Source organism: Roseovarius sp., from assembly GCF_030373445.1.
Lineage (GTDB): Bacteria > Pseudomonadota > Alphaproteobacteria > Rhodobacterales > Rhodobacteraceae > Roseovarius.
Genome location: NZ_JAUCYU010000005.1, coordinates 81,972 through 103,689 on the forward strand (window position 1 = coordinate 81,972; position 21,718 = coordinate 103,689).

Annotated in this window: 22 protein-coding genes; 10 read left to right on the top strand and 12 right to left on the bottom strand. The window is 68.0% G+C overall.

The genetic code is table 11. The features are described 5' to 3' along the window. Positions 1-216 precede the first annotated feature (216 nt). The 3 genes from QUV18_RS10645 (at position 217) to QUV18_RS10655 (ending at position 2,953) form a co-directional block, all read left to right on the top strand. Positions 217-591, top strand: a complete 375-nt coding sequence (locus QUV18_RS10645) for a helix-turn-helix transcriptional regulator (protein WP_300893893.1) — start codon at positions 217-219, stop codon at positions 589-591. A gap of 59 nt (positions 592-650) precedes the next feature. Further along, entirely contained in the window at positions 651-1,442 is a 792-nt protein-coding gene (gene hisN, locus QUV18_RS10650) for a histidinol-phosphatase (protein ID WP_300893894.1), read from the top strand. 176 nt (positions 1,443-1,618) lie between these two features. Then, complete coding sequence (locus QUV18_RS10655; RefSeq protein WP_300893895.1) at positions 1,619-2,953, top strand: 8-oxoguanine deaminase; 1,335 nt, start codon at positions 1,619-1,621, stop codon at positions 2,951-2,953. A gap of 117 nt (positions 2,954-3,070) precedes the next feature. Here QUV18_RS10655 and guaD read toward each other — a convergent pair whose 3' ends face one another. Beyond that, complete coding sequence (guaD, locus tag QUV18_RS10660) at positions 3,071-4,360, bottom strand: guanine deaminase (RefSeq protein ID WP_300893896.1); 1,290 nt, start codon at positions 4,358-4,360, stop codon at positions 3,071-3,073. Positions 4,361-4,590: 230 nt separating this feature from the next. Between guaD and mgtE the strand changes: the two genes are divergently transcribed. Next, entirely contained in the window at positions 4,591-5,982 is a 1,392-nt protein-coding gene (mgtE, locus tag QUV18_RS10665; protein ID WP_300893897.1) for a magnesium transporter, read from the top strand. Next, positions 5,979-6,536: a 5-formyltetrahydrofolate cyclo-ligase gene (locus tag QUV18_RS10670; RefSeq protein WP_300893898.1), complete on the top strand. Its 558-nt coding sequence runs from the start codon at positions 5,979-5,981 to the stop codon at positions 6,534-6,536. The genes mgtE and QUV18_RS10670 overlap by 4 nt, the downstream gene beginning before the upstream one ends. On the opposite strand, the gene QUV18_RS10675 is transcribed toward QUV18_RS10670, so the two are convergent. Beyond that, the gene (locus tag QUV18_RS10675) at positions 6,537-7,154 is read right to left on the bottom strand and encodes a GntR family transcriptional regulator (protein ID WP_300893899.1); all 618 of its coding nucleotides are present in this window, start codon (positions 7,152-7,154) and stop codon (positions 6,537-6,539) included. Positions 7,155-7,224: 70 nt separating this feature from the next. Here QUV18_RS10675 and QUV18_RS10680 point away from each other — a divergent pair, with 70 nt between their 5' ends. Further along, on the top strand, positions 7,225-7,692 hold the full coding sequence (locus QUV18_RS10680) for an OsmC family protein (protein WP_300893900.1): 468 nt from the start codon (positions 7,225-7,227) through the stop codon (positions 7,690-7,692). A gap of 72 nt (positions 7,693-7,764) precedes the next feature. Here QUV18_RS10680 and QUV18_RS10685 read toward each other — a convergent pair whose 3' ends face one another. The 5 genes from QUV18_RS10685 to QUV18_RS10705 all read right to left on the bottom strand — a co-directional run bounded on the left by QUV18_RS10685 (position 7,765) and on the right by QUV18_RS10705 (position 14,225). Continuing rightward, the gene (locus QUV18_RS10685; RefSeq protein WP_300893901.1) at positions 7,765-9,543 is read right to left on the bottom strand and encodes an SLC13 family permease; all 1,779 of its coding nucleotides are present in this window, start codon (positions 9,541-9,543) and stop codon (positions 7,765-7,767) included. Beyond that, positions 9,543-10,505, bottom strand: coding sequence for a DMT family transporter (locus tag QUV18_RS10690; RefSeq protein WP_300893902.1), 963 nt, complete (start codon positions 10,503-10,505; stop codon positions 9,543-9,545). Before QUV18_RS10690 ends, QUV18_RS10685 begins: the two co-directional genes overlap by 1 nt. Then, on the bottom strand, positions 10,502-11,446 hold the full coding sequence (locus tag QUV18_RS10695; protein WP_300893903.1) for a DMT family transporter: 945 nt from the start codon (positions 11,444-11,446) through the stop codon (positions 10,502-10,504). Before QUV18_RS10695 ends, QUV18_RS10690 begins: the two co-directional genes overlap by 4 nt. Continuing rightward, positions 11,443-12,255, bottom strand: coding sequence for a TIGR00282 family metallophosphoesterase (locus tag QUV18_RS10700; protein ID WP_300893904.1), 813 nt, complete (start codon positions 12,253-12,255; stop codon positions 11,443-11,445). The genes QUV18_RS10695 and QUV18_RS10700 overlap by 4 nt, the downstream gene beginning before the upstream one ends. A 197-nt stretch (positions 12,256-12,452) precedes the next feature. Next, positions 12,453-14,225, bottom strand: a complete 1,773-nt coding sequence (locus QUV18_RS10705) for an SLC13 family permease (RefSeq protein ID WP_300893905.1) — start codon at positions 14,223-14,225, stop codon at positions 12,453-12,455. Positions 14,226-14,359: 134 nt separating this feature from the next. Here QUV18_RS10705 and QUV18_RS10710 point away from each other — a divergent pair, with 134 nt between their 5' ends. After that, complete coding sequence (locus QUV18_RS10710) at positions 14,360-15,109, top strand: YebC/PmpR family DNA-binding transcriptional regulator (RefSeq protein WP_300893906.1); 750 nt, start codon at positions 14,360-14,362, stop codon at positions 15,107-15,109. 248 nt (positions 15,110-15,357) lie between these two features. Here QUV18_RS10710 and QUV18_RS10715 read toward each other — a convergent pair whose 3' ends face one another. The 3 genes from QUV18_RS10715 to QUV18_RS10725 form a co-directional block, all read right to left on the bottom strand. Continuing rightward, positions 15,358-16,245: a BRCT domain-containing protein gene (locus tag QUV18_RS10715; RefSeq protein WP_300893907.1), complete on the bottom strand. Its 888-nt coding sequence runs from the start codon at positions 16,243-16,245 to the stop codon at positions 15,358-15,360. Positions 16,246-16,452: 207 nt separating this feature from the next. Next, entirely contained in the window at positions 16,453-16,821 is a 369-nt protein-coding gene (locus tag QUV18_RS10720; RefSeq protein WP_300893909.1) for a hypothetical protein, read from the bottom strand. Positions 16,822-17,060: 239 nt separating this feature from the next. Continuing rightward, positions 17,061-17,948 carry a LysR family transcriptional regulator ArgP gene (locus tag QUV18_RS10725; protein WP_300893910.1) on the bottom strand — a complete coding sequence of 296 codons (888 nt, stop codon included), beginning with the start codon at positions 17,946-17,948 and terminating at the stop codon, positions 17,061-17,063. A gap of 90 nt (positions 17,949-18,038) precedes the next feature. Here QUV18_RS10725 and QUV18_RS10730 point away from each other — a divergent pair, with 90 nt between their 5' ends. Further along, complete coding sequence (locus QUV18_RS10730) at positions 18,039-18,632, top strand: LysE/ArgO family amino acid transporter (protein ID WP_300893911.1); 594 nt, start codon at positions 18,039-18,041, stop codon at positions 18,630-18,632. Between the two features lie 6 nt (positions 18,633-18,638). Here the strand turns inward: QUV18_RS10730 and QUV18_RS10735 are convergent, their stop codons facing one another. Continuing rightward, complete coding sequence (locus tag QUV18_RS10735) at positions 18,639-19,391, bottom strand: class I SAM-dependent methyltransferase (RefSeq protein WP_300893912.1); 753 nt, start codon at positions 19,389-19,391, stop codon at positions 18,639-18,641. A 162-nt stretch (positions 19,392-19,553) separates the two neighbouring features. Here QUV18_RS10735 and QUV18_RS10740 point away from each other — a divergent pair, with 162 nt between their 5' ends. Next, positions 19,554-19,862, top strand: a complete 309-nt coding sequence (locus tag QUV18_RS10740) for a GNAT family N-acetyltransferase (protein WP_300893913.1) — start codon at positions 19,554-19,556, stop codon at positions 19,860-19,862. Continuing rightward, complete coding sequence (locus tag QUV18_RS10745; protein ID WP_300893914.1) at positions 19,859-20,794, top strand: pirin family protein; 936 nt, start codon at positions 19,859-19,861, stop codon at positions 20,792-20,794. The genes QUV18_RS10740 and QUV18_RS10745 overlap by 4 nt, the downstream gene beginning before the upstream one ends. A 30-nt stretch (positions 20,795-20,824) precedes the next feature. Here QUV18_RS10745 and QUV18_RS10750 read toward each other — a convergent pair whose 3' ends face one another. After that, complete coding sequence (locus QUV18_RS10750) at positions 20,825-21,631, bottom strand: GNAT family protein (protein ID WP_300893916.1); 807 nt, start codon at positions 21,629-21,631, stop codon at positions 20,825-20,827. Positions 21,632-21,718: the final 87 nt, after the last annotated feature.

A 21,718-nucleotide genomic window follows, 5' to 3' on the forward strand; every position in this document is an offset into this window, starting at 1 on the left:
GGGGACCGGTCGGCGGGGAGACGCGCTCCGATTGTGTTGGATTTTAACCAATCACGTATTTAGGTAGCGGTTGTGCTTGTAAATTCGTATACACGCGATACCATATGTTGGCCCTGCAGGGATGCGCAGCGGCTGAAGATTGTACCCATTTCCTTTGGGGCCGCCTTGCGGGGCGGGACCGGAGGTTTTGTGAGCATTGTCAGGAGAGGATAAAACATGCCGCACCCCGTTGATGTACATGTCGGAAAGCGTATCCGGCACCGCCGCTGGCTTGTTGGGATGACCCAGCAGCAGCTTGCGCAAAGCGTGGGGATCAAGTTCCAGCAGATCCAGAAATACGAGACCGGCGCGAACCGCGTCAGCGCGTCGCGCCTTTGGGATATCGCCGAATCGCTCGACGTGGATGTCAGCTTTTTCTTCGAGGGTCTGACCTCGGAGGAAGAGGCGCAGCAGGAGCATGCAAGCTCGGTGCCCGCCGATATCCTTGGCGACAAGGAAGCGCTTGAACTGGTCCGGTCGTACTATGCGATCCCGGAAAACCAGCGCCGCCGCCTGTTCGACCTCGCCCGGGTTCTGAGCGACGTCGCTTGATCGTGGCTGCCCGGCCGGGCTAAGCAGGCCGCGAATGCGGCAGAGGGACCGGCGGGCAGATGACAACAGACGAAATCGTGCAAACGGCACACGCGCTGGCGGATGCGGCGCGTGAGGCCATTTTGCCGTTTTTCCGGTCGGCCGGGATGCGGGCCGACAACAAGGCCGGCACCGGGTTCGACCCGGTGACAGAGGCCGACCGCGCCGCCGAACGGGCGATGCGCGAGATCCTCGCCGCGCGGCGGCCGCAGGATGGCATTCTCGGAGAGGAATACGGAGCGACGCGGGGAGAGAGCGGCCTGACATGGGTGCTCGACCCGATCGACGGGACGCGTGCCTTCCTGTCGGGCACGCCCACGTGGGGCGTGCTGATCGCGGTGTCTGACGAGACCGGGCCGGTCTACGGGCTGATCGATCAGCCCTACACGGCCGAGCGGTTCGAAGGCGGGTTCGGCCGGGCCGGGATGCAGGGGCCGCAGGGCGCGCGGCGGCTTGCCACGCTGGGCGCCCGGCCGCTGTCGGAGGCCATCCTGTTCACCACCTTCCCGGAACTGGGCAGCGAGGCAGAGCGTGACGGGTTCGCCGCCGTGGCGCGCGAGGTGAAGCTGACCCGCTACGGGATGGATTGCTATGCCTATGCGCTGGTCGCCTGTGGCCAGGTCGACCTGGTGATCGAGGCGGGGTTGCAGCCCTATGACATCCAGGCGCCGATCGCGGTGATCGAGGCGGCGGGCGGGATCGTGACCGACTGGCAGGGACGGCCGGCGCACCAGGGCGGCCGCGCGGTGGCCGCGGCGGGGCCGGAGCAGCACGCGGCGGCGCTGGAGATATTGTCGAAGGTTGCGGGATAGAGAATGCGCTTTCTCTATTCCGGAATTTGTGCAAATTCCGGGCGCCTGCCGTGATGGCGGTTCATTTCCGGGGGCGTTTGCGATAAGCTGTCCCCGACCACGGGTCTTCACCCCTTTCCCCCGTGGCCCAGCTTCATGCGATCTGAGGGGGTCGGATGCGATGAAGGGGGCTTTCCATGGCTGAAATCCTGATCCGTGGTGCGGACCACGTGCTTACCATGAACGAGGCGCGCGAGGAATTGCGCGGGGCGGATATCCTGTTGCGGGACGGCGTGATCGCCGGGATCGGCGAGGGGCTGGAGACGCGTGGCGAGCTGGTGGAGGCGCGCGGCTGTGTCGTCACGCCGGGCCTCGTGAACACGCATCATCATCTCTACCAGACGCTGACCCGTGCCGTGCCGGGCGGGCAGGATGCGCTGCTGTTCGGGTGGCTGAAGACGCTCTACCCGATCTGGGCCAGGTTCGGACCGGAGGAGATGTTCGTCTCGGCGCAGGTGGGGCTGGCGGAACTGGCGCTGTCGGGGTGTTCGCTGAGTTCGGATCACCTGTACCTGTATCCCAACGGGGCACGGTTGGAGGATACCATTCACGCCGCCGCCGAGGTGGGGCTGCGGTTTCATCCGACGCGCGGGGCGATGAGCATCGGCGAGAGCGAGGGCGGGCTGCCGCCAGATGCGCTGGTGGAGGCGGAAGCGGCGATCCTGGAGGATTGCATCCGGGTGATCGACGGGTCCCACGATGCCGGTGAAGGATCGATGTGCCGGGTGGGCGTTGCGCCCTGTTCGCCGTTTTCGGTGAGCCGCGACCTTATGCGCGAGGCGGCGCTGCTGGCGCGGGACAAGGGGGTGATGCTGCACACCCACCTGGCCGAGAATGACGAGGATATCGCCTATTCCGAGGCGCAGTTTGGGTGCCGGCCGGGGCAATATGCCGAGGATCTGGGCTGGACCGGCGATGACGTGTGGCACGCGCATTGCGTGAAGCTCGATGGAGCGGAGGTCGACCTGTTCGCCCGGTCGAGGACGGGGGTGGCGCATTGTCCGTGCTCGAATTGCCGGCTGGGCTCGGGGATCGCGCCGGTGCGGGCGATGCGGGATGCGGGCGTGCCCGTGGGGCTGGGTGTGGATGGCTCGGCCAGTAACGACGCGGGGAATATTGCGTTGGAGGCCCGGCAGGCCATGCTGTTGCAGCGGGTGGCAAGGGGGGCCGATGCGATGAGTGCGCGGGAGGCCTTGGAGATCGCCACGCGGGGCGGGGCGGATGTGCTGGGGCGGCCGGATTGCGGGCGGATCGAAGTGGGCAAGCGGGCGGATATCGCGGTGTGGGATGTGTCGGGCGTCGAGAGCGCGGGGAGCTGGGATCCGGCGGCGCTGATGCTGGCGGGGCCGGTGAAGGCGCGGGATTTGTTCGTGGAAGGGCGGTCCGTTGTGCGTGAGGGCCGGATGGTGACGGTGGATTTGCCGAAGGTGGTGGAGCGGCAGAACGTGTTGGCGCAGAGGTTGATGGGGTAGGGGCGCCTGCCCCGGGGCCTGTGGCGGGGCTTCTGGCGGGGCGAGGTCCCGGCTCGGGAGCCGGGACGGGGGAGGATTTGCGGGCAGGGCAATGGTGGGTTTCACCCACCCTACGGGTCAGCCGAGCGCGCGGCGGCCGTTTACCCAGACCGCTTTCACCGCGCGGTCGTCGCCCATCATGATCGTCGGGAAGAGCGCCTCCCATATGTCCTCGGCCGAGGCGGCGCGCTGGGCGATGGCCGGGGTCGAGGCGAGGTCGAGGGCGATAAGGTCGGCCTCCATTCCCGGGGCGATGTTGCCGATCTGGTCGCCCATGTGCATCGCGTCGGCGGAGCCGGCGGTGGCGAGCCAGTAGAGTTGGGCGGGGTGCAGGGCCGTTCCGGTGAGCTGGCCGATCTCGTAGGCCGCCGCCATGGTGCGCAGCATCGAAAAGGACGACCCGCCACCGGTGTCGGTGGCCAGCCCCACGCGGTGCCCTTCGGCCTTGGCGAGCGCCATGTTGAAAAGGCCCGAGCCGATGAAAGTATTGGAGGTTGGGCAGTGGACGAGCGCGGCGCCGACCTCTCGCAGCCGGTCGCGTTCACGCGGTTCGAGGTAGATGGCGTGGCCATAGAGGCCGCGTGCACCCAGGAGGCCGTGGGCTTCGTAGGTGTCGAGGTAGTCGCGGGCCTGCGGAAAGAGGGATTTGACCCACTCGACCTCGTCGGGCTGTTCGCTGAGATGGGTCTGCATCAGGCAATCGGGATGCTCGGCCCAGAGCGTGCCGAGGGCGGAGAGCTGGTCCGGCGTCGAGGTGGGCGAGAAGCGGGGCGTGACGATGTAGGAGAGGCGATCGGTGCCGTGCCAGCGCTCGAGCAATGCCTTGCTGTCGTCATAGGCGGATTGCGTGGTGTCGCAGAGTGCCTCGGGGGCGTTGCGGTTCATGCAGGTCTTGCCGGCCGCGGCGCGCAGGCCGCGGGATTGCGCCGCGGTGAAGAAGGCCTCGACGCTTTCCGGGTGGATGGTGCAGTAGCTGGCGACCGTGGTGGTGCCGTTCGAGAGCGTCAGGTCGAGGTAGCGGCCGGCGATCTCGGACGCATAGGCGGGATCGGCAAAGCGCATCTCCTCGGGGAAGGTGTAGGCGTTGAGCCAGTCGATCAGGCGCTTGCCCCAGCTCGCGATCATGGCGGTCTGGGGGTAGTGGGCATGGGCATCGACGAAGCCCGCGGTGATGAGCGCGTCGCCCATGTCCTCGGGTGTCGCCTGCGGTGCGGCCTTGCGCAGCGCGTCGGCCGTGCCGGTCTGCACGACGCGGCCGTCGCGGATCAGCACCGCCTCGTCGAGCCGCGCCGCAAGGGCCGGATCGCCCTCGAACGGCGTGCCTGTATAGACGAGCACCCGGCCCGTCAGGAGAGTTTCGCTGGTCATCTGCTCATATCTGCCTGTTCGCGTACCGGTTGCACCATAGGCAGCGGACAGGGGAGGGTAAATGCGGCTATTGTCATTGTTTTCCCGAAGGTGCTTCTTTAAGGCGGAGCGAAAGTGGCAAGGCGCGTTTTTTGCGCGGCCCGGTGCAACCGGCGGCCCGCTGGCGCGTTTCATGGCAGGCTGGCCACGTATGGCTGGCCGGGCAGGTTCGGTGCGGAAAGGGGTGGCGCATGGCTGAAGACGACGCTGTGGCGGAAACCGAGACCGACCGCGAGGACGATGCCTATGTGCTCGACGATCGCGCGGTGGCGCGGATCATGTACGCGGTCGACACGGAAGACCGCACCCGCCTTCTCGAAGAGCTGGAACCGCTGCACGCGGCCGACATCGCCGACCTTCTGGAACAGGTCAACGCCTTCGACCGGCGTCGGCTGATCGAGCTGTACGGGCGGGATTTCGACGGCGACATCCTGTCGGAACTCGACGAGTCGATCCGCGAGGAGGTGCTCTACACGCTGCATCCCGAGGTGCTGGCCGAGGCGGTGCGCGACCTCGAATCGGACGACGTGGTCGATCTTGTCGAGGACCTCGAGGAAGACCAGCAGAGCGCCATTCTCGACGTGCTGGAAGACAGCGACCGGGTGGCGGTTCAGCATTCGCTGACCTACCCGGAATATTCCGCCGGCCGCCTGATGCAGCGCGAGGTGGTGATGGCGCCCGAGCACTGGAACGTGGGCGAGGCCATCGACTACCTGCGCAACCAGGACGACCTGCCGGACCAGTTCTACCACATCATCCTTGTCGATCCGCGGCTGAAGCCGGTGGGCAACGTCACGCTGGGCAAGCTGATGGCGTCGCGGCGCGAGGTGCTGCTGACCTCGCTGGTGGAGGAGACGTTCCATGTCATCCCCGTCACCCAGGACGAGGAGGACGTGGCCTATGCGTTCAACCAGTACCACCTGATATCCGCCCCCGTCGTGGACGAGAACGAGCGGCTGGTGGGCGTGATCACCATCGACGACGCGATGATCGTGCTCGATGAAGAGCACGAGGAAGACATCATGCGCCTCGCCGGCGTGGGCGAGGGCAGCATCGCCGACCGGGTGATCGACACGACCAAGCAGCGCTTTCCGTGGCTGGCGGTGAACCTTGTCACCGCGATCCTCGCCTCGCTGGTCATCGCCCAGTTCGAAGAGGCCATCGCCACGGTGGTGGCGCTGGCGGTGCTGATGCCGATCGTGGCCTCTATGGGGGGCAACGCGGGCACGCAGAGCCTGACGGTGGCGGTGCGGGCGATTGCCACGAAGGACCTGACCGGCCGCAACGTCTGGCGGGTGATCCGGCGCGAGGTGCTGGTGGGGCTGATCAACGGGCTGATTTTCGCCGTGGTGATGGGGATCATCGGGGTGGTGTGGTTCGGCGGCCCGGAACTGGGCTACGTGATCGCTGCCGCAATGGTGATCAATCTTGTCGTGGCCGGGCTTGCCGGCACGGTGATCCCCGTGATCCTTGACCGTATCGGCGTCGACCCGGCGCTGGCGTCTGGCGCCTTCGTGACGACGGTGACGGATGTGGTCGGGTTTTTCGCCTTCCTCGGACTGGCGGTTGTGGTGCTTCTATGAACGATCTGACGGCGGTGAAGGCAGAGGCGCGCAAGGCGGCCTTCGCCCGGCGCAAGGCGGCGCACGAGGCCGCGCCGCCGGGCGAGGCGGGACACCTGGCGGAAGTGCTGGCGGGCTATCGGGGCGTGCCGCTGTCGGGCTACATGGCGATCCGGACCGAGATCGACCCGCTGCCGGTGATGGCGGAGGCCGCGGCCCACGGGCCGGTAGGCGTGCCGGTGATTCAGGGGAAAGGCCTGCCTTTGATATTTTCCCGGTGGGAGCCGGGCTGTGCACTGAAGGAAGGGCCGTTCGGGGCCATGATCCCGGAGGTGGACGATTTCCTCGAGCCGGAAATCCTGATCGTGCCGTTGGTGGCCTTCGACCGGCAGGGCGGGCGGCTGGGCTATGGCGGCGGGTTCTACGACCGGACGCTGGAGCTTCTGCGCGGCAAGCGCGCGACGCTGGCGATTGGCTTCGCCTATGCCGCGCAGGAGGCCGAGGGGCTGCCGCTCGAGCCCACGGACCAGCCGCTCGACATGGTGGTGACGGAGCGCGAGGTCATCAGCCTCTGATCAGGTGAGATGCGACAGAAGCGTGTCGCGCGCGCCGGTGAGGTGCGCGCGCAGGCGCTCGGCCGCCGCCGTGGTCTGGCCCGCGCGGCAAAGGTCGCGCAGGGCGGCGTGGTCGGCGAGCCATCGGTCGGTGTCCTCGGGCAGGATCGCGTAGGACGCGATCTGCACCCGGCAGGCCCGGCGCAACCCGTCGATCATGGCCTGTTGCCGGGAGCGTTGGGCAGGGGCGTAAAGCGCTGCGTGAAACAGGGCGTCACCTTCGGCCCAGTTGGCGTTGCGCGCCTCGAGATCCGAGCGGGCGAGCGCATAGTCGATCCGGTCGAGGTCCTGTGGCGTCATGCGCTTCAGCGCCCGGGCAAAGAGGTCGGTTTCCAGAAGCAGGCGCAGGTCATAGGCCTCGATCACCTCGTCGCGGGTCATCTGGACGACCCGGGCGCGCCGGTTGGGCGCAAGTTCGACCAGCCCGGCGCTTGCGAGCCGGGCCAGCGCGTCGCGCACGGGTATCCGGCTGACGCCGAACCGCGCGGCCAGCGCCCCCTGCGGCAGCACGCTGCCCGGGGCGAGGGTGCCGCCGAGAATGTCCTTTTCCAGTGTGTGAGAGATATCTTCGGGGGTCAAATCTGGTCTGGTCTCCGGTGGGTGTAAAAGTGTATACAGATATACAGAATCGAACACAACGGAGCAATGCATGGCACAGCATGACTACACCGCCCGCGTGGTCTGGACAGGGAACCGGGGCGAGGGGACGGCGAGCTATCGCGCCTATGACCGGACCTGGAACGTCGAGACGCCGGGCAAGCCGGTGATCCATTGCTCGAACGATCCGCTGCTGGGGGGCGACCCGACGCTGCACAACCCGGAGGACATGCTGATCGCGGCGCTCTCGGCTTGCCATATGCTGTGGTATTTGCATTTCGCCTCGGATGCGGGAATCGCGGTGCAGGGCTATTCCGACGATCCGCTGGCATTGGGCGAGACAGAGCGGTCCGGGGCGAGCCGGTTCCTGGGGGCGGTGCTTCGGCCCGAGATCGCGGTGCCGGCGGGGACGGACCTGGACAAGGCCGATGCCATTCACCACGAGATCGGCAAGGTGTGTTTCATCGCCCGGTCGGTGAATTTCCCGGTCAGCTACGATGCGCGTTACGTTCCAGGCTGACCCGGCGCCGCTCACCAGCCGTTGCGGGCTGTTGCGCGACGCGCGCCTGTCAGGGCGCGGGGAGGGGGCGGGTCAGAGCGGCCAGAAGAACGGGATCAGCGCCGAGGCCAGCAGGCCGATCGACAGGTTGAGCGGGATGCCCACCTTGATGAAGTCGGTGAACTTGTAGCCGCCCGGCCCGTAGACCATCATGTTGGTCTGGTAGCCGATCGGTGTCGCGAAGCTTGCGGAGGCCGCGATCATCACCGCCACCACCAGCGGGCGGGGATCGTATCCCAGTGCCTCGGCCAGCCCGATGGCGATTGGGGTCACCACCACCGCAACGGCGTTGTTCGAGACCAGTTCTGTCAGCACGCTGGTCAGCAGGTAGATGGCCCAGACCGTCAGGAAGGGCGAGGTATGGGCCAGCAGGGGGGCCACCCCGGTGACGAGAAGCTCGACCGCGCCCGAGGCTTCCAGCGCGGCGCCGATGGCGAGCATGGCGAAGATCAGCGCCAGCAGGTGGCCGTCGACGAAGCCGAACGCCTCGTCCGTGTCGACGCAGCGGGTGAGGAAGACCACCGCCATCGCCAGCACGGCCAGCATCAGGATCGGCGCCACCCCCATCGCCGCCAGCACCACGATGCCCGCCAGCGCGCCGACGGCAATGGGGGCATGGCTGCGACGGTAGGCGCGCTCGGTGGGTTTCGAGACGTCGACCATGTTCATCTCGGTCGAGAGGCGGTTGATGTCCTCCGGCGCGCCTTCGAGCAGCAGCGTGTCGCCCACCTGCACGACGATATCGTCGAGCTGGCGGCCGATATTCTTGTCCTTGCGGTGCACCGCCAGCGGGTAGACCCCGAAGCGCCGGCGCAGCCGCAGGGCGCCCAGCCGCCGCCCCACCATGCGGCAGTCGGGGGTGATCAGCGACTCGACGGTGGTGGTTTCCACCGCCGAGACCTGGTCGACGCGCTTGAGGCTCTTGTTGCGCTGGAGGCTCAGAAGCTCGGTCACCTGGGTGCGCAGGACCACGCGATCGCCCACTTCCAGCATCACCCCGTCTAGGTTGCGGCGCAGCGACTGGTCGCCGCGGATCACGTCGACGAGGCGCACGCCCTCGCGCTTGAAGAGCTGCACGCTGTTGACCTCGCGGCCGACGAGGTTCGATTCGGGCGGGATGACGGCCTCGGTGAAGAACTTGCGCGACTTCCGGTCGCTCAGCAGGGTGGCCATGCTGGCCCGGTCGGGCAGCAGCCGGGGGGCGACGAAGCGCAGGTAGAGCGCGCCCCAGATGGCAAGGATGATGGCCAGCGGTGTGACCTCGAAGATGGAGAAGGCCGCAAGCCCCCCGGCGCGGGCGACGCCGTCGACCAGCAGGTTGGTCGAGGTGCCGATCAGCGTCAGGCAGCCGCCGAGGATGGCGGCATAGCTGAGCGGGATCAGGAACTTGCTGGCCGAGACATTGAGCTTGCGGGCAAGCTGGACGAAGACGGGGATCATCACCACCACGACGGGCGTGTTGTTGACGAAGGCCGAGGCGAGCATGACGAAGGCCATCAGTGCGCCGATGGCGAGGGCGGGCCGGGCACCGGCCTGGGCCTCGGCCAGTTGGGTGAACCAGTCGAGCGCGCCGGTCCGCACGAGCGCCCCCATCACGATGAACATGGCCACGATCGTCCAGGGGGCGGGGTTCGACAGCACGCTCAGCGCCGCGTCATAAGGCAAAAGCCCCAGCGCCAGCAGCACCGCGGCGCCGGAGATGGCGACGACCTCGGTCGGATAGATCTCGCGGATGAACAGCAAGAACATGACGGCGACCACGCCAAGGGTGACCAGGGCCTGCCCGGTCTGGGAAAATTCGACGAATTGCATCAGGCTTGACTGTCCCGTTCCTGTTGGCTGCCATCTTTCCCGATGGGGGGCAGCGGGGCAAGTGCGATCCGGGGTCGCGGCTGGACGAGGAAGATGCCGACCAGCATCAGTGCCAGTGCCGCCCAGATATAAGGCGAATAGCTTTCGCCGAGCAGGGTGATCGACCACGCCACGCCGAAGCCGGTCACGAGGTAGGAGACCTGGGCCGCGAAGACCGGGCCGGCCTGGGCGACCAGCCAGAAATAGCCGGTGTAGACGATGCCGTGCACCACGGCGCTGGCGACGATGGCGGCGTCGGGCGCGCCCCAGGGGCCGCGCGGGTCGATCCACTGGCCGGTGGCGAGCGCCAGCGCCAGGGCGATGGGCACGCCGGTGAGCGAGGCGCCCGCCAGCATCTGCACCGGGTCGAGCCCGTTCGCGCCGAACCGGGCCACGATATTGCCCTCGAGCCCGTAGAAGAAGGGGGCGACCAGTGCCAGCGGGATGAAGGCCGCCATGGCCGGGTGGGGCAGGCTGGCATCGGGGCCCACGATCAGCAGCACGCAGCCCAGCCCGAACAGCAGCCCCAGCGCCCGGGTCCAGCCGAAGCTGTCATTGCCAAGCGCGATGGCCACCGGGAAGGCGAAGAGCGGCACGGTGGAAAGCAGGATCGCCAACACCCCGGCCGGCAGTTCGACGGCCGCCGCGTAGGAGGCGGAGTTGGGCAGGATGGTCCCGATCACCGCGATCAGCAGGTAGACGCGGAAATCGCCCCGGGTGAGCGGCACGCGCCGCCCGCGCAGGATGGTAGCGACGGTCAGCATTGTGCCGGTGATGACCAGTTGCCAGAAGATCAGGCCGAAATGGCGGTAGCCTTCGCTGACCGCGATCTTCGAGAGCGGCGTGGTCAGTCCCCAGCCCGCGCCGATGACGACGAGCGCCAGCACCAGCGACAGGCGGTGGGCGAGGGCGTCGCCCGTCATGTGGGCCCGGCCTCGTCGCAGGCGGGCAGGCGCGCGGCCTCTTTCGGCACGCCCAGCCGGAACGACGGCCGGGGCCGGACGAGGAAGATCCCGCCCAGCGTCAGCGCCAGCGCCACCCAGATGAAGACGGAGTAGCGCTCGCCCAGAAGAACCATCGACCAGAGCACGCCGAATGCGGTGACGATATAGGCCGATTGCGAGGTGAAGACCGAGCCCGCGCGCCCGACCAGCCAGACATAGGCGGCATAGACCAGCCCGTGGGTGACGGCCCCCAGCGCCAGCGCCGCCTCGGGGATGCCGAAGCCCTGGAGCGGGTTGATCCACTGGCCCGACAGGAGCGCGATGGGCAGCGTGATGACCGCGCCCGCCGCCGAGGCGCCGACGATGGTGCGGAAGGGGTCGAGCCCGTAGGTGCCCCAGCGCGCCACGATATTGCCCTCGGTTGCGTAGAGCAGGGGTGCGAGCAGGGCGAGAAAGACGAAAGCGGTCATTGCCGGGTCGGGCAGGCTGGCCTTCGGCCCGATCATCAGGATCACCCCCGCCATGCCGAACAGCAGCCCGGTCAGGCGCACCCAGGAGAAGCGGTCATTGCCCATCGCGAGCGCGATCAGCAGGGAAAAGAGCGGTGCGGTCGACATCAGGATCGACAGGATGCCGGCGGGCAGTTTCGAGGCGGTGAGGTAGAAGAACACGTCCGGCAGCACCGCGCCGGTCAGGGCCACGACGATGAACAGCCTGAGGTGGTGGGGTTTCAGCGGCACCGGCTTGCCCGCGAAGCGCGTCATGGGGGCGAGGACGGCAACAACGATGACCAGTTGCCAGAAGATCAGGCCATAGGGCTGGTGGCCCGTGCTGGTGGCGACCTTCGCGAGCGGCACGGTCAGGCCCCAGCCCGCCCCCATGAAGAACAGCACGAGGACATAGAGCGGCTGGCCGGTCACGGGGCGGCCTGCTGCAGCCGCCCGCCTTCGCGTATCATGGACACGTTGACCGCCTTGCCGGTCCGGTCGTCGGTCTCGATGAACAGCCCGCAAAGCGTGGCCTCGCCCATGGCCGGGGTGAAGCGGGTCTTGCCCATGCCGGTGATGAAGCGGCGCATCGGCTCGGTCTTGTCCATGCCGATGATGCTGAGATAGTCGCCGCACATGCCGGCATCGGCCTGGAACGCCGTGCCGCCCGGCAGGATCTGGGCGTCGGCGGTGGGGATGTGGGTGTGGCTGCCGACGACGACGCTGGCGCGTCCGTCGCAGAAATGGCCCATCGCCATCTTCTCGGAGGTCGCCTCGCAATGCATGTCGACGAGCGCGGCCTGCACCCCGCCGCCCGGCACATGGGCTTTCAATACCGGCTCGATGGCGCTGAACGGGTCGTCGAAGGCGCGCTTCATGAAGACCTGGCCCAGCACCTGTGCCACCAGCACTTTGCGTCCGCGCCCGTCGGTAAACACCCGGTGGCCGCGGCCCGGCGCCTCCTTGGCGAAATTGATGGGGCGAACGATGCGCGGCTCGGTCTCGATATACTGGAGCATGTCCTTCTGGTCGAAGGCATGGTCGCCCAGCGTGAGGCAATCGGCACCGGCCTCGAGCAGGAGCTTGGCATGCTCGCCCGACAGGCCCATGCCGCCGGTGGCGTTCTCGCCATTCACCACGGTGAAATCGACCCGCCACTCGGCCTTGAGGCGCGGCAGGTTCTCGGTCACGGCCCGCCGCCCGGCGCGGCCCATTACATCGCCCAGATACAGAAGTCTCATTATGCGGTGTTAGGGCGGCGGCGGGGCGAGGGCAAGGGGCGATGCTGTGCGCCCCTGCGCAGCAAGTAGGCGTGGCGCGGTTCGGATGCCTCCGGGGCGGGGTACTCGGACTGGACTTACGATGGGCCTCCGTGCTTCTTCTGGCCGGAAAATATCCCGGGGGTGTGGGGGCTGGCCCCCACTCCGGCCGGTGCGGGTCAGAGCGGCCAGAAGAGGAGGATCGCCGGTATCGACACCGCCACCACGAGGATCTCCAGCGGCAGGCCCATGCGCCAGTAATCCGAGAACTTGTAGCCGCCGGGCCCGAGGATGAGGGTGTTGTTCTTGTGGCCGATGGGGGTGAGGAAGGCCGAGGAGGCGGCGACCGCCACCGCCATCAGGAACGGGTCGGGCGAGACTCCCAGGCCCTGCGCCATCTGGATGCCCACCGGGGCGGCGACGATGGTGGTGGCGGTGTTGTTGAGCACGTCCGAGAGGCTCATCGTGACGATCATCAGCACGGTGAGGATCACCCAGGCGGGCATCCCCTCGGTGAGCGCGACGAGGCTGCCGGCAATCAGCTCGGTGCCGCCCACGTCCTCCAGCGCCGCGCCGAGGGGGATCATCGAGCCCAGCAGCACGACGACGGGCCACTCTATATGGGTATAAAGCTCGTTCAGGGGCACGATGCGGGTCAGCACGTAGGCCATCACCACCAGCCCCAGCGCGATGGGCAGGTAGAGCAGCCCCACCGAGGCCGCCCCCACCGCCGCACCGAAAAGGCCGATGGCCAGCCATGTCTTGTTGTTCTGGGTCACCGCCAGCCCGCGGTCGGCCAGAGGCAGGGCGCCCAGCCAGTCTGTCACGTCGCGGCCGGTGGCCTTGGGCACCAGCAGCAGCAGGATGTCGCCCGCCCGGATGGTGGTGTTGCGGACCTGGCTGGTGATCTTGCGGCCCTGCCGGGAAATGCCCATCAGCACCGATTGCTGGCGCCAGTGCAGGCCCACGTTCTGGGCCGTTCGGCCGACGAGGCGCGAGCTCTGGGGCACCACGACCTCGACGATGTCGAGCCCGTCGCCCTCGGCCTGGAGGCGCTCTTCGCGCTGCTTGTCGGAGAACGCGAGCGAGAGGGAGGAGCGGAATTCGTCGAGCGCGTCGGGCTTGGCCTCGATCACCAGCGCGTCGCCTTCCCGGAGCATGGTGTTGATGGCCGCGCCGTAGCGGCGGCGGCCGTCGCGGATGACGCCGATGAGCGCCACGTCGGTCTTGTTGGCGGTTTCTTCCAGCTCGATCAGGCGCTTGCCGATCAGGTCGGAGCCTTCGGGCACGGTGAGCTCGGCGATGTAGTCGGCGATCTCGGAGGCTTCGAGCACGGTATCCTCGCGCTGCGGGATGAGCCGCCAGCCGACGAGCGCCACGAAGAGGAGCCCGGCCACGGCGGTGACCGCGCCGACGGGGGCGAAATCGAACATGGCAAACGGCGCGCCCAGGGCATCCTCGCGGATCGAGGCGATGATGATGTTGGGCGGCGTGCCGATCAGCGTGGCCATGCCGCCGAGGATGGTGGCGAAGGAGAGCGGCATCAGGCTGAGCCCCGCCGCGCGCTTGGCCTTGCGGGCGGTCTGGATGTCGACGGGCATCAGCAAGGCAAGGGCCGCGACGTTGTTCATGAAGGCCGAGAGCACGCCGCCGATACCGCCCATCAGAGCGATGTGGGAGCCGAGGCTGCGGGAGCTGTCGACCATGGTGCGGGTGATGAGGTGCACCGCGCCCGAGCGGACGAGGCCGGCCGAGACGACCAGCACCAGCGCCACGATGATGGTGGCCGGGTGGCCGAAGCCGGAGAACGCCTCCTCGGTCGGGACGACGCCGAGGACCACGCCGATCAGCAGCGCGGAAAACGCCACGATATCATAGCGGTAGCGCCCCCAGAGCAAGAGCGCGAAGACCGCCCCGAAGAGCGAGAAAAGGATGATCTGGTCGGTTGTCACGGCGGCCCTCCGGGATTAGGTGCAGCCAAGCCTATTCGGGCCGGGAACGCAACCGGCTTGCGGGGCAGGCGGGGCGTGATTTATAGACGGTCCGAACAACTGACATCTGACTGGTATCTGACGGAGCGCACGACATGGCCGGCCATTCCAAATGGGCAAACATCCAGCACCGCAAGGGGCGGCAGGACGCCGTGCGGGCCAAGCTTTTTTCCAAGCTTTCCAAGGAGATCACCGTGGCCGCCAAGATGGGCGACCCGGACCCGGAGAAGAACCCGCGTCTTCGGCTGGTGGTGAAGCAGGCGAAGTCGCAGTCGATGCCGAACGACAATATCGACCGGGCGATCAAGAAGGCGATCGGCGGTGAGGGCGAGGATTACGAGGAGGTTCGCTACGAGGGCTATGGCCCCAATGGGGTGGCGGTGATCGTCGAGGCGATGACCGACAACCGCAACCGGACCGCCTCCAACGTGCGCTCGACCTTTACCAAGAATGGCGGCAACCTTGGCGAGACCGGCTCGGTCGGGTTCATGTTCGAGCGGAAGGGCGAGGTGACCTATCCCGCGGATGTGGGCGATGCCGACACGGTGATGATGGCCGCGATCGAGGCCGGGGCAGAGGATGTGGAGAGTAGCGAGGATGGCCACATCATCTGGTGTGCCGATACCGATCTGAACGATGTCTCCAACGCGCTTGAGGCCGAGCTTGGCGAAAGCACGACGACCAAGCTTGTCTGGAAGCCGACCACCACGACCGAGATGGATTTCGAGGGGATGGAGAAGCTGATGAAGCTGATCGACGCGCTGGAGGACGATGACGACGTGCAGCGCGTGACCACGAATTTCGAGGCGTCGGACGAGGTGATGAGCCAGCTTGCGGCGGAGTGAATTCCGCGCAGATCGGGACGGTTTGGACGGCGCCCCTCGGGGCGCCGTTTTTGTTGGGGATGGGCCGAATTCCAACGTCGGTATTACGTCGGTATCTTGTCGGTATCGCGTCGGTGCGAATTGACGGCGGTGGTTTTTCGACCGAGTGGTCGTGCGCCGGGGCGTTGTGGTGGGACGATATCTTGAAAAGATATCGGATCGAATTCTTTTCAAGAATTCGAGTTGTTGGCGGCGGGGTGGCCCCCGCCCTATGGCGACAGGTGGGCGCGGAGTTGCGCTTCGAGATAGATCCTCGGGCTATGGCCGTCGCCGCGGAGTTCGAGGGCCTTGCCGATCTTTCCGCCGTGGGACTTGTGCGTGTAATGCGGGCTGCCCTCGGCGCCGATGATCAGGAAATCGGTTTCGCGGGTGGGGGTCTTCTGCACGGTGGCGCCAAGCTCTTCCAGCCGTGCCGTGAGCTGGCGCCGGGTGCCGAAGTCGAACCCGCCCGTCGGGACGACGTGCCGGCCTTCGAACAGGATGGCATCAAGCTGGTCGGTGTCGCTTATGACCGGGATCGCCTCGCAGCTGGGGATGCCGGTGTCGGCATAGCTGTCGCCGACGAGGCTGGTGATCAGGTGGCTGATCTCGGCGGCTTCGGCCGGGTCGATGACGCCGTCGCAGAGCGCGTCGCGCACCACGTGCCGGAGGGCGGCGATGCGCGGATCGGTGTCGAGGTCGTGGGCGGCGTTGATCCGGTCATGCAGAACCTGCGCCTCGCGCGTGGTGATGATGCCGTCGCAGTTGATGCCGGCGCAGAAGCCAAGCAGGCGATTGGCCGCGGAGCGGGGGCAGGCCGGGTCGATCTTCCCGCTTCGGATCTCGGCGATCTGGGTGAGGACATCGAGCAGTTCCCCGAGGGTGTCGTGATGGCCCGCCGCCGCCTCGCTCAGGATCTCGGCCGCGTCTTCGTCGCCCACCTGCGCGCAGACGGCCCTGCATTCGGCAAGGAGCGGTTCCAGTTCCGTTTCCTCCACCCGGCCATTGGCAAGAACGCCGTCGATGAACCCGATGAAGAAACACTCGTTCTTGGCGGTGTTGGCCTTGGCGTGGATGGCCTCCAGCGCCTCGGATTCGTAGCTCAGTTCTTTTGTCACTCTTGTCCTCCTCTGTCCCTGTCCGGAGGGTGGAGGCGGGCGGTTAACAACCGGTTAAGATTACTCGGGTGGGGGGGGAACGGGGGCGCGCGGTGGGTTGGCACCCACCCTACGGCGACAGGTGGGAATTTCGTCGGCGGCACCCGCCCCCAAGGGTGTTTCCGCAAGGGCCGGTGACCGGGCGGGGTGGCTCCCACCCGAACCCCGTTACCGATTGAAGCCGCACTCGCCATAGCCGCCGGTGCAGGCGGCGTAGTCGTAATCGCCGGTGGCCTTGCAGGCCCAGAAGCCGCGGTTGGTTTCGCCGCGTTTCAGGTTGTTGTCGGTGCCGCAGGACCAGCCGCCGTCCTTTTCACGGATGCACATCTTGATGAAGGTCGCGGAGGGGCAGTTGTTGGTGACGATGATATGCAGGGAATCGTCGCGGTTGCACTTGGTGCCCCATTGCCGGTCGAGCGAGATGCAGAGGCTCATGTCGTCGGCGTTGCCTTCGGTCGGGATCGAGAGGAAGGCGAGGAGGGCAATGGATTTGGCGATGTCGAAGCCGGTGGAGACGGTTCTGGATACGAGGGACATGGGGAATCTCCTTGTTTGAATGGGGGGGCGCCGGTCGGGGTGGGTCCGGAGGGGCGCGAGTTGAAAGGTAGTGCGTTGAAAAGTGGTGGGTTTGAAATGGTCGTGGGGGGAGTGTGTTGGGTTTGGGTTTGGGTGTCAACCGTGGGGTGGAGTGGTGGGTTTGCACCCACCTTACGAGGATTGGTTCGCTCGTCCGGATTGGGCCGGAGGCCCCGGCTCGGGGGTCGGGGCGGGGGTGGTTAGTCCGGTGCCGCCAGATGGGTCCGGGCCGCGCGCCTGACCGCCCGTGTCAGGGCGGCCAGCGCGGGGGCCATCAGGCGCGGGGTCTGCCAGTAGAGGGGCGTGTCGACGCGGGTGCCGTCGCCGAGCGCCACCAGGCGGCCCGTGGCGAGATCGTCGGCGACGAGGGCGACCGGGTTCACGCCCCAGCCGATGCCGAGGCGGCAGGCCTGCACGAAGCCTTCGGAGGAGGGCAGGCGATGGCTCGGAGGGGAGAGGCGCGTGCCGGTCACGCGTTCGATCCAGAGATGCTGGAGCCGGTCCTTGGGGTCGAAGCGGAGCATCGGCGCGCGTGCGAGCGCCTTTGCGGTGACGCCGGAGGGGAAGTGGCGGGCGATGAAGGCGGGGCTGGCGGTGGCGACGTAGGGCAGGGCGCCGAGGGGGAGCGCATCGCAGCCCGGGGCCGGGTCGGGCTGGGCGGTGACGGCGCCCAGCACTTCGCCGCGGCGGAGCCAGTCGGCGGAATGGTCCTGGTCGTCGATGGAGAGCTCGAAGAGGTGATCGGGCAGGTCGCTCAGCGCGTCGAGGAACCACGTCGCAAGGCTGTCGGCGGGGAGCGCAAGGCGGATGCGGGTTTGCGGCGCGGGCGCGAGGGCCGAGAGGTCGCCCGCAAGCTGTGCTTCCAGCAGGGCGACCTGGTCGGCATGGGCGGCGAGGCGGCGGCCGGCCTCGGTGCCGGTGCAGGGCTTGGCGCGGGTCACGAGCTGGGCCCCGGCGCGGGTTTCGAGCGCCTTGATGCGTTGCGAGACGGCGGATTGGGTGAGGCCGAGATCCTGTGCCGCCGTCTCGAACCCGCCGTGGCGGAGGACGGCGGAGAGGGCGGCGAGCTGGGCGGGGTCGAATTGCATTAGCAGTACTGATGTCGGGTCAATTTCATTCGTTTGCGTAATGTGACGCTCCGGGCTAGGCCGGTCAAGCTTTTGACAGGAGAACCGGCCATGCAGGCATATTTCGCGGGGTTCGCGCTGGGGTTTTCGCTGATCCTGGCGATCGGGGCGCAGAACGCGTTCGTCCTGCGGCAGGGGCTCAGGAATGCGCATGTCTTCGCCGTGGTCCTAACCTGTGCGCTGTCGGATGCGGTGCTGATCGCGGCGGGCGTGGCCGGGTTCGGGGCGTTGGCCAGGGCGGTGCCGGGGCTGGAGGGCGTGATGCGGTTCGGGGGCGCGGCGTTCTTGCTGTGGTACGGGGCAAGGACGTTATGGGCCGCGTGGACGGGCGGCGAAGGGATGGAGGCGGGCAAGGGCAAGGCCGGGTTGCGGGCGGCGCTTCTGACCTGCCTGGCGCTGACCTGGCTGAACCCGCATGTTTACTTGGATACGGTCGTCTTGCTGGGGTCGGTGAGTGCGCAATATGGCGACAAGCCGGGGTTCGGCGCGGGGGCCGTGAGCGCGAGTTTCGTGTTCTTCTTCGGGCTGGGCTACGGCGCGCGGGTGCTGGCGCCGGTGTTCCGGCGGCCGGGGAGCTGGCGGGTGCTGGACGGGATCGTCGGGCTGACGATGTGGGCGATCGCGGCGAAGCTGACCTGGATGTGAGGCGCGTCAGGCGGGTTTGTGGCCGGAGACGCTGGTGGCGCAGCCGAAGAAATGGCGGTGGAACGTGACGGTGAGCCCTTCGTTGTGGAGCGCCTCGGCCATGTGCGTGCAGTCGCGGAAGTTGCGGGTGTAGGGGCCGAGCATGGTGAAATCCTGCGCGCCGCGGAGGAAGAGGCGTTCGATCAGCGGCAGGGCGTGGTCGATATAGGCGCGGTAGAGCGGGCGCAGGGCCCAGCCGTGGGGGTCGGAGGCCTCGATCAGGGCGAAATGCCCGCCGGGCTTGAGGAGGCGGGCGACCTGGCGGGCCAGCGTGGCCTGCTGGGCGGGGGTGAAGGTCTTGAGGCCGAAGGCGGCGACGAGCAGGTCGGCCCGGGCCTCGGGGAGGTCGGTGGTCAGCGCGTCGGCCTCGATATGGGTGATGCGGGAGGCGCGGGTGCGGTGGAGGCGGTCGACGGCGTGCAGGTGCATGTTGCGGGAGATGTCGAGCGCGGTGATGGAGGCGAGGCCGGGAAAGCGGCGCAGGAGGTGCGGCCAGAGCTCGCCCGTGCCGGCCATCAGGTCGATCACGGTGGCGCCGGGGCCGGTGGGCGGCAGGAGCGCCACGCATTGCCGGCGCCAGGTGCGGGTGAAGCCGAAGGAGCTGATCGCGCTCCACCAGCGGTAGTTCGCGGCGCAGCGGTCGAAGAGCCCGGCGACGAAGGCGGGGTCGTAGATGTCGGGCACGGAGGCGGGGGCTGGTTCGGGCGTGGGGGCGGGCATCGGGGCGGCTTTGCAAATATCGCTGCAGGGTAGCCGGACCGGTGGCGCAGGCCAATCACGTTATCGGCAATGCACAGCCGGTGTGAGACAAGGGCGATTGCGGTTTCGCGGGGCTGTGCTACCTCATGATCGGGGGTACGGAGCTGAAAAGGGCGCGGCGATATGGACATTGAACATCACACGGGTGACGGCAAGGGCCGGTTCACCGCGAGGATCGGCATCGGGCCGGAGGCGGAGATGACCTATTCGGTCGCCGGCAAGGGGATGATCATCATCGACCACACCGAGGTGCCGGATGTCTATCGCGGCCAGGGCGTGGGGCTGGCGCTGGTCGAGCGGGCGGTCGAGATGGCGCGGGAGCAGGGCAAGCAGATCCTGCCGCTGTGCCCGTTCGCCGCCGCGCAGTTCCGCCGGCACCCGGAATGGAGCGACGTGCTCAACCGCGCGGCGCCCAAGGGCCAGGCGGGATGAGCTGGGCGCCGGGCCTCGAGCCGGGCTGCCCCGAAGCCGGAAAGCTTGACGATATCGAGACGCTGATCGTGCCGCGCGCCCGTGACATCGGCGGGTTCGAGGTGCGCCGCGCCCTGCCGGCGCCCAAGCGGCAGATGGTGGGCCCGTTCATCTTCTTCGACCAGATGGGCCCGGCGGAGTTCCTGACCGGGCAGGGGATCGACGTGCGCCCGCACCCGCATATCGGGCTGGGGACGGTGACGTACCTGTACGAGGGCGAATTCGAGCACCGCGACAGTCTGGGCACGCACCAGATGATCTATCCGGGCGAGGTGAACTGGATGGTGGCGGGCCAGGGCGTGACCCATTCGGAACGCACCAGCGCCGCGACGCGGGAAGGGCGGAGCCGGCTGTTCGGGATCCAGACCTGGGTGGCGCTGCCCGAGCGCGACGAGGAGCGCGCCGCCAGTTTCGAGCATCACGGCGAGGCCGCGCTGCCGGTGCTGGAGGGCGAGGGCAAGCAATTGCGGCTGATCATGGGGCGCGGCTGGGGCGAGAGCGCCCCGGTGGGGACGTTCTCGGAGATGTTCTATGCCGACGTGGTGATGGAGCCGGGGGCGATGCTGCCCCTGCCGGAGGATCACGAGGATCGCGGGGTCTATGTCACGCAGGGCGCGGTCGAGGTGGCGGGCGAGGTGTTCGAGGCCGGCCGGATGATGGTGTTCCGGCCCGGCGACGCGATCACGCTGAAGGCGGGGCCGCAGGGCGCGCGGCTGATGGCGCTGGGCGGCGAGACGCTGAACGGGCCGCGCTATATCTGGTGGAATTTCGTGGCCTCGAGCGAGGAGAAGATCGTGGCGGCCAAGGCGGCCTGGGCCGAGGGCGACTGGGCGCACGGGCGGTTCAGCCTGCCGCCGGGGGATGATGCGGAGTTCATTCCGCTGCCGGGGTAAGGGCCCGGTGCCCGGTGGGCCCGGGGCCGGTCAGCGCGTGAAGCTCCGGGCGCCGGCGGGCTGGGCGATGCCGGAGCGGAGATCGGCGCGCAGGCGGAGGCCGCAGCGTTCGATCATCCGGCAGGAGGCGACGTTGGTGGTCCGGGCGAATTCCTGCACCCGGTCTGCGCCGAGATCTCCGACCGCCTGCCGCAGGGCGAGCGCGTTGACCCGGATGCCGACGCCCCGCCCGCGCATGTCATCGCGCACGGCGACCAGCCCGGCCCAGGCGGTGGCGTGGTGCGGGCTGTGGCGGTTGTAGGGAAAGTAGGTGAAGGCGGTGGCGGCGATGGACCCGTCGGCGGGATCGGTCAGCACGGCGAGGAAGGCCGGGCCGGTCTGGCCCGAGAGCACCTGGGCCGGGTAGGGGGCGACGCCGCGACCGGCCATGAAGGCCTGGACCTGCTCGAGGAGTCCGGGGTCGGTGCAAGCCTGTGGCCCGGCCGGGACGAGATCGTCGCCAGGGCTCGCGAGGAGGGCGTCGCAGGTGGCCCGGACGGTGTCGCGCGGGCCGTCGAACACGTCCCACCACGTGATGACGCAGCCGATCTCGGCGAGGCGGCGTTCGACCTCGGGGCAGGCATCCGTGGGGATCATCCGGAAGGTGATGGCGCCCTCGTCGCGCAGGGTGGCGGCGATCCGGTCCCAGCCGAGCCGGTCGGGATCGTCGGTGCCGGCCATGCGGGCGGCGAAAACGGCGCCCGGTATCTCGCGCGCCGCCCCGGCCCCGGCCAGGGCGGCCGCCTGCAGCCTGCGCTGGCCGTCGCTTCCGTAGAGGCCGGGACTGGTGTCGGTCATGGCGTGTCCGCTTTGGATGTCGGGGCAGTGTAGCACGACAGGCGCGGTTTTCGGACCTTTCGCGTCGAGGGGGTGGTGCGGGAAAAT

Coding starts and splice junctions, on each gene's coding strand:
- mgtE (WP_300893897.1), top strand. CDS start 4,591: ATGGCTGAAGACGACGCTGTGGCGGAAACCGAGACCGACCGCGAGGAC.
- QUV18_RS10670 (WP_300893898.1), top strand. CDS start 5,979: ATGAACGATCTGACGGCGGTGAAGGCAGAGGCGCGCAAGGCGGCCTTC.
- QUV18_RS10730 (WP_300893911.1), top strand. CDS start 18,039: ATGCAGGCATATTTCGCGGGGTTCGCGCTGGGGTTTTCGCTGATCCTG.
- QUV18_RS10655 (WP_300893895.1), top strand. CDS start 1,619: ATGGCTGAAATCCTGATCCGTGGTGCGGACCACGTGCTTACCATGAAC.
- QUV18_RS10700 (WP_300893904.1), bottom strand. CDS start 12,255: ATGAGACTTCTGTATCTGGGCGATGTAATGGGCCGCGCCGGGCGGCGG.
- QUV18_RS10735 (WP_300893912.1), bottom strand. CDS start 19,391: ATGCCCGCCCCCACGCCCGAACCAGCCCCCGCCTCCGTGCCCGACATC.
- QUV18_RS10720 (WP_300893909.1), bottom strand. CDS start 16,821: ATGTCCCTCGTATCCAGAACCGTCTCCACCGGCTTCGACATCGCCAAA.
- QUV18_RS10750 (WP_300893916.1), bottom strand. CDS start 21,631: ATGACCGACACCAGTCCCGGCCTCTACGGAAGCGACGGCCAGCGCAGG.
- QUV18_RS10645 (WP_300893893.1), top strand. CDS start 217: ATGCCGCACCCCGTTGATGTACATGTCGGAAAGCGTATCCGGCACCGC.
- guaD (WP_300893896.1), bottom strand. CDS start 4,360: ATGACCAGCGAAACTCTCCTGACGGGCCGGGTGCTCGTCTATACAGGC.
- QUV18_RS10740 (WP_300893913.1), top strand. CDS start 19,554: ATGGACATTGAACATCACACGGGTGACGGCAAGGGCCGGTTCACCGCG.
- QUV18_RS10710 (WP_300893906.1), top strand. CDS start 14,360: ATGGCCGGCCATTCCAAATGGGCAAACATCCAGCACCGCAAGGGGCGG.
- QUV18_RS10680 (WP_300893900.1), top strand. CDS start 7,225: ATGGCACAGCATGACTACACCGCCCGCGTGGTCTGGACAGGGAACCGG.
- QUV18_RS10690 (WP_300893902.1), bottom strand. CDS start 10,505: ATGACGGGCGACGCCCTCGCCCACCGCCTGTCGCTGGTGCTGGCGCTC.
- QUV18_RS10725 (WP_300893910.1), bottom strand. CDS start 17,948: ATGCAATTCGACCCCGCCCAGCTCGCCGCCCTCTCCGCCGTCCTCCGC.
- QUV18_RS10685 (WP_300893901.1), bottom strand. CDS start 9,543: ATGCAATTCGTCGAATTTTCCCAGACCGGGCAGGCCCTGGTCACCCTT.
- hisN (WP_300893894.1), top strand. CDS start 651: ATGACAACAGACGAAATCGTGCAAACGGCACACGCGCTGGCGGATGCG.
- QUV18_RS10745 (WP_300893914.1), top strand. CDS start 19,859: ATGAGCTGGGCGCCGGGCCTCGAGCCGGGCTGCCCCGAAGCCGGAAAG.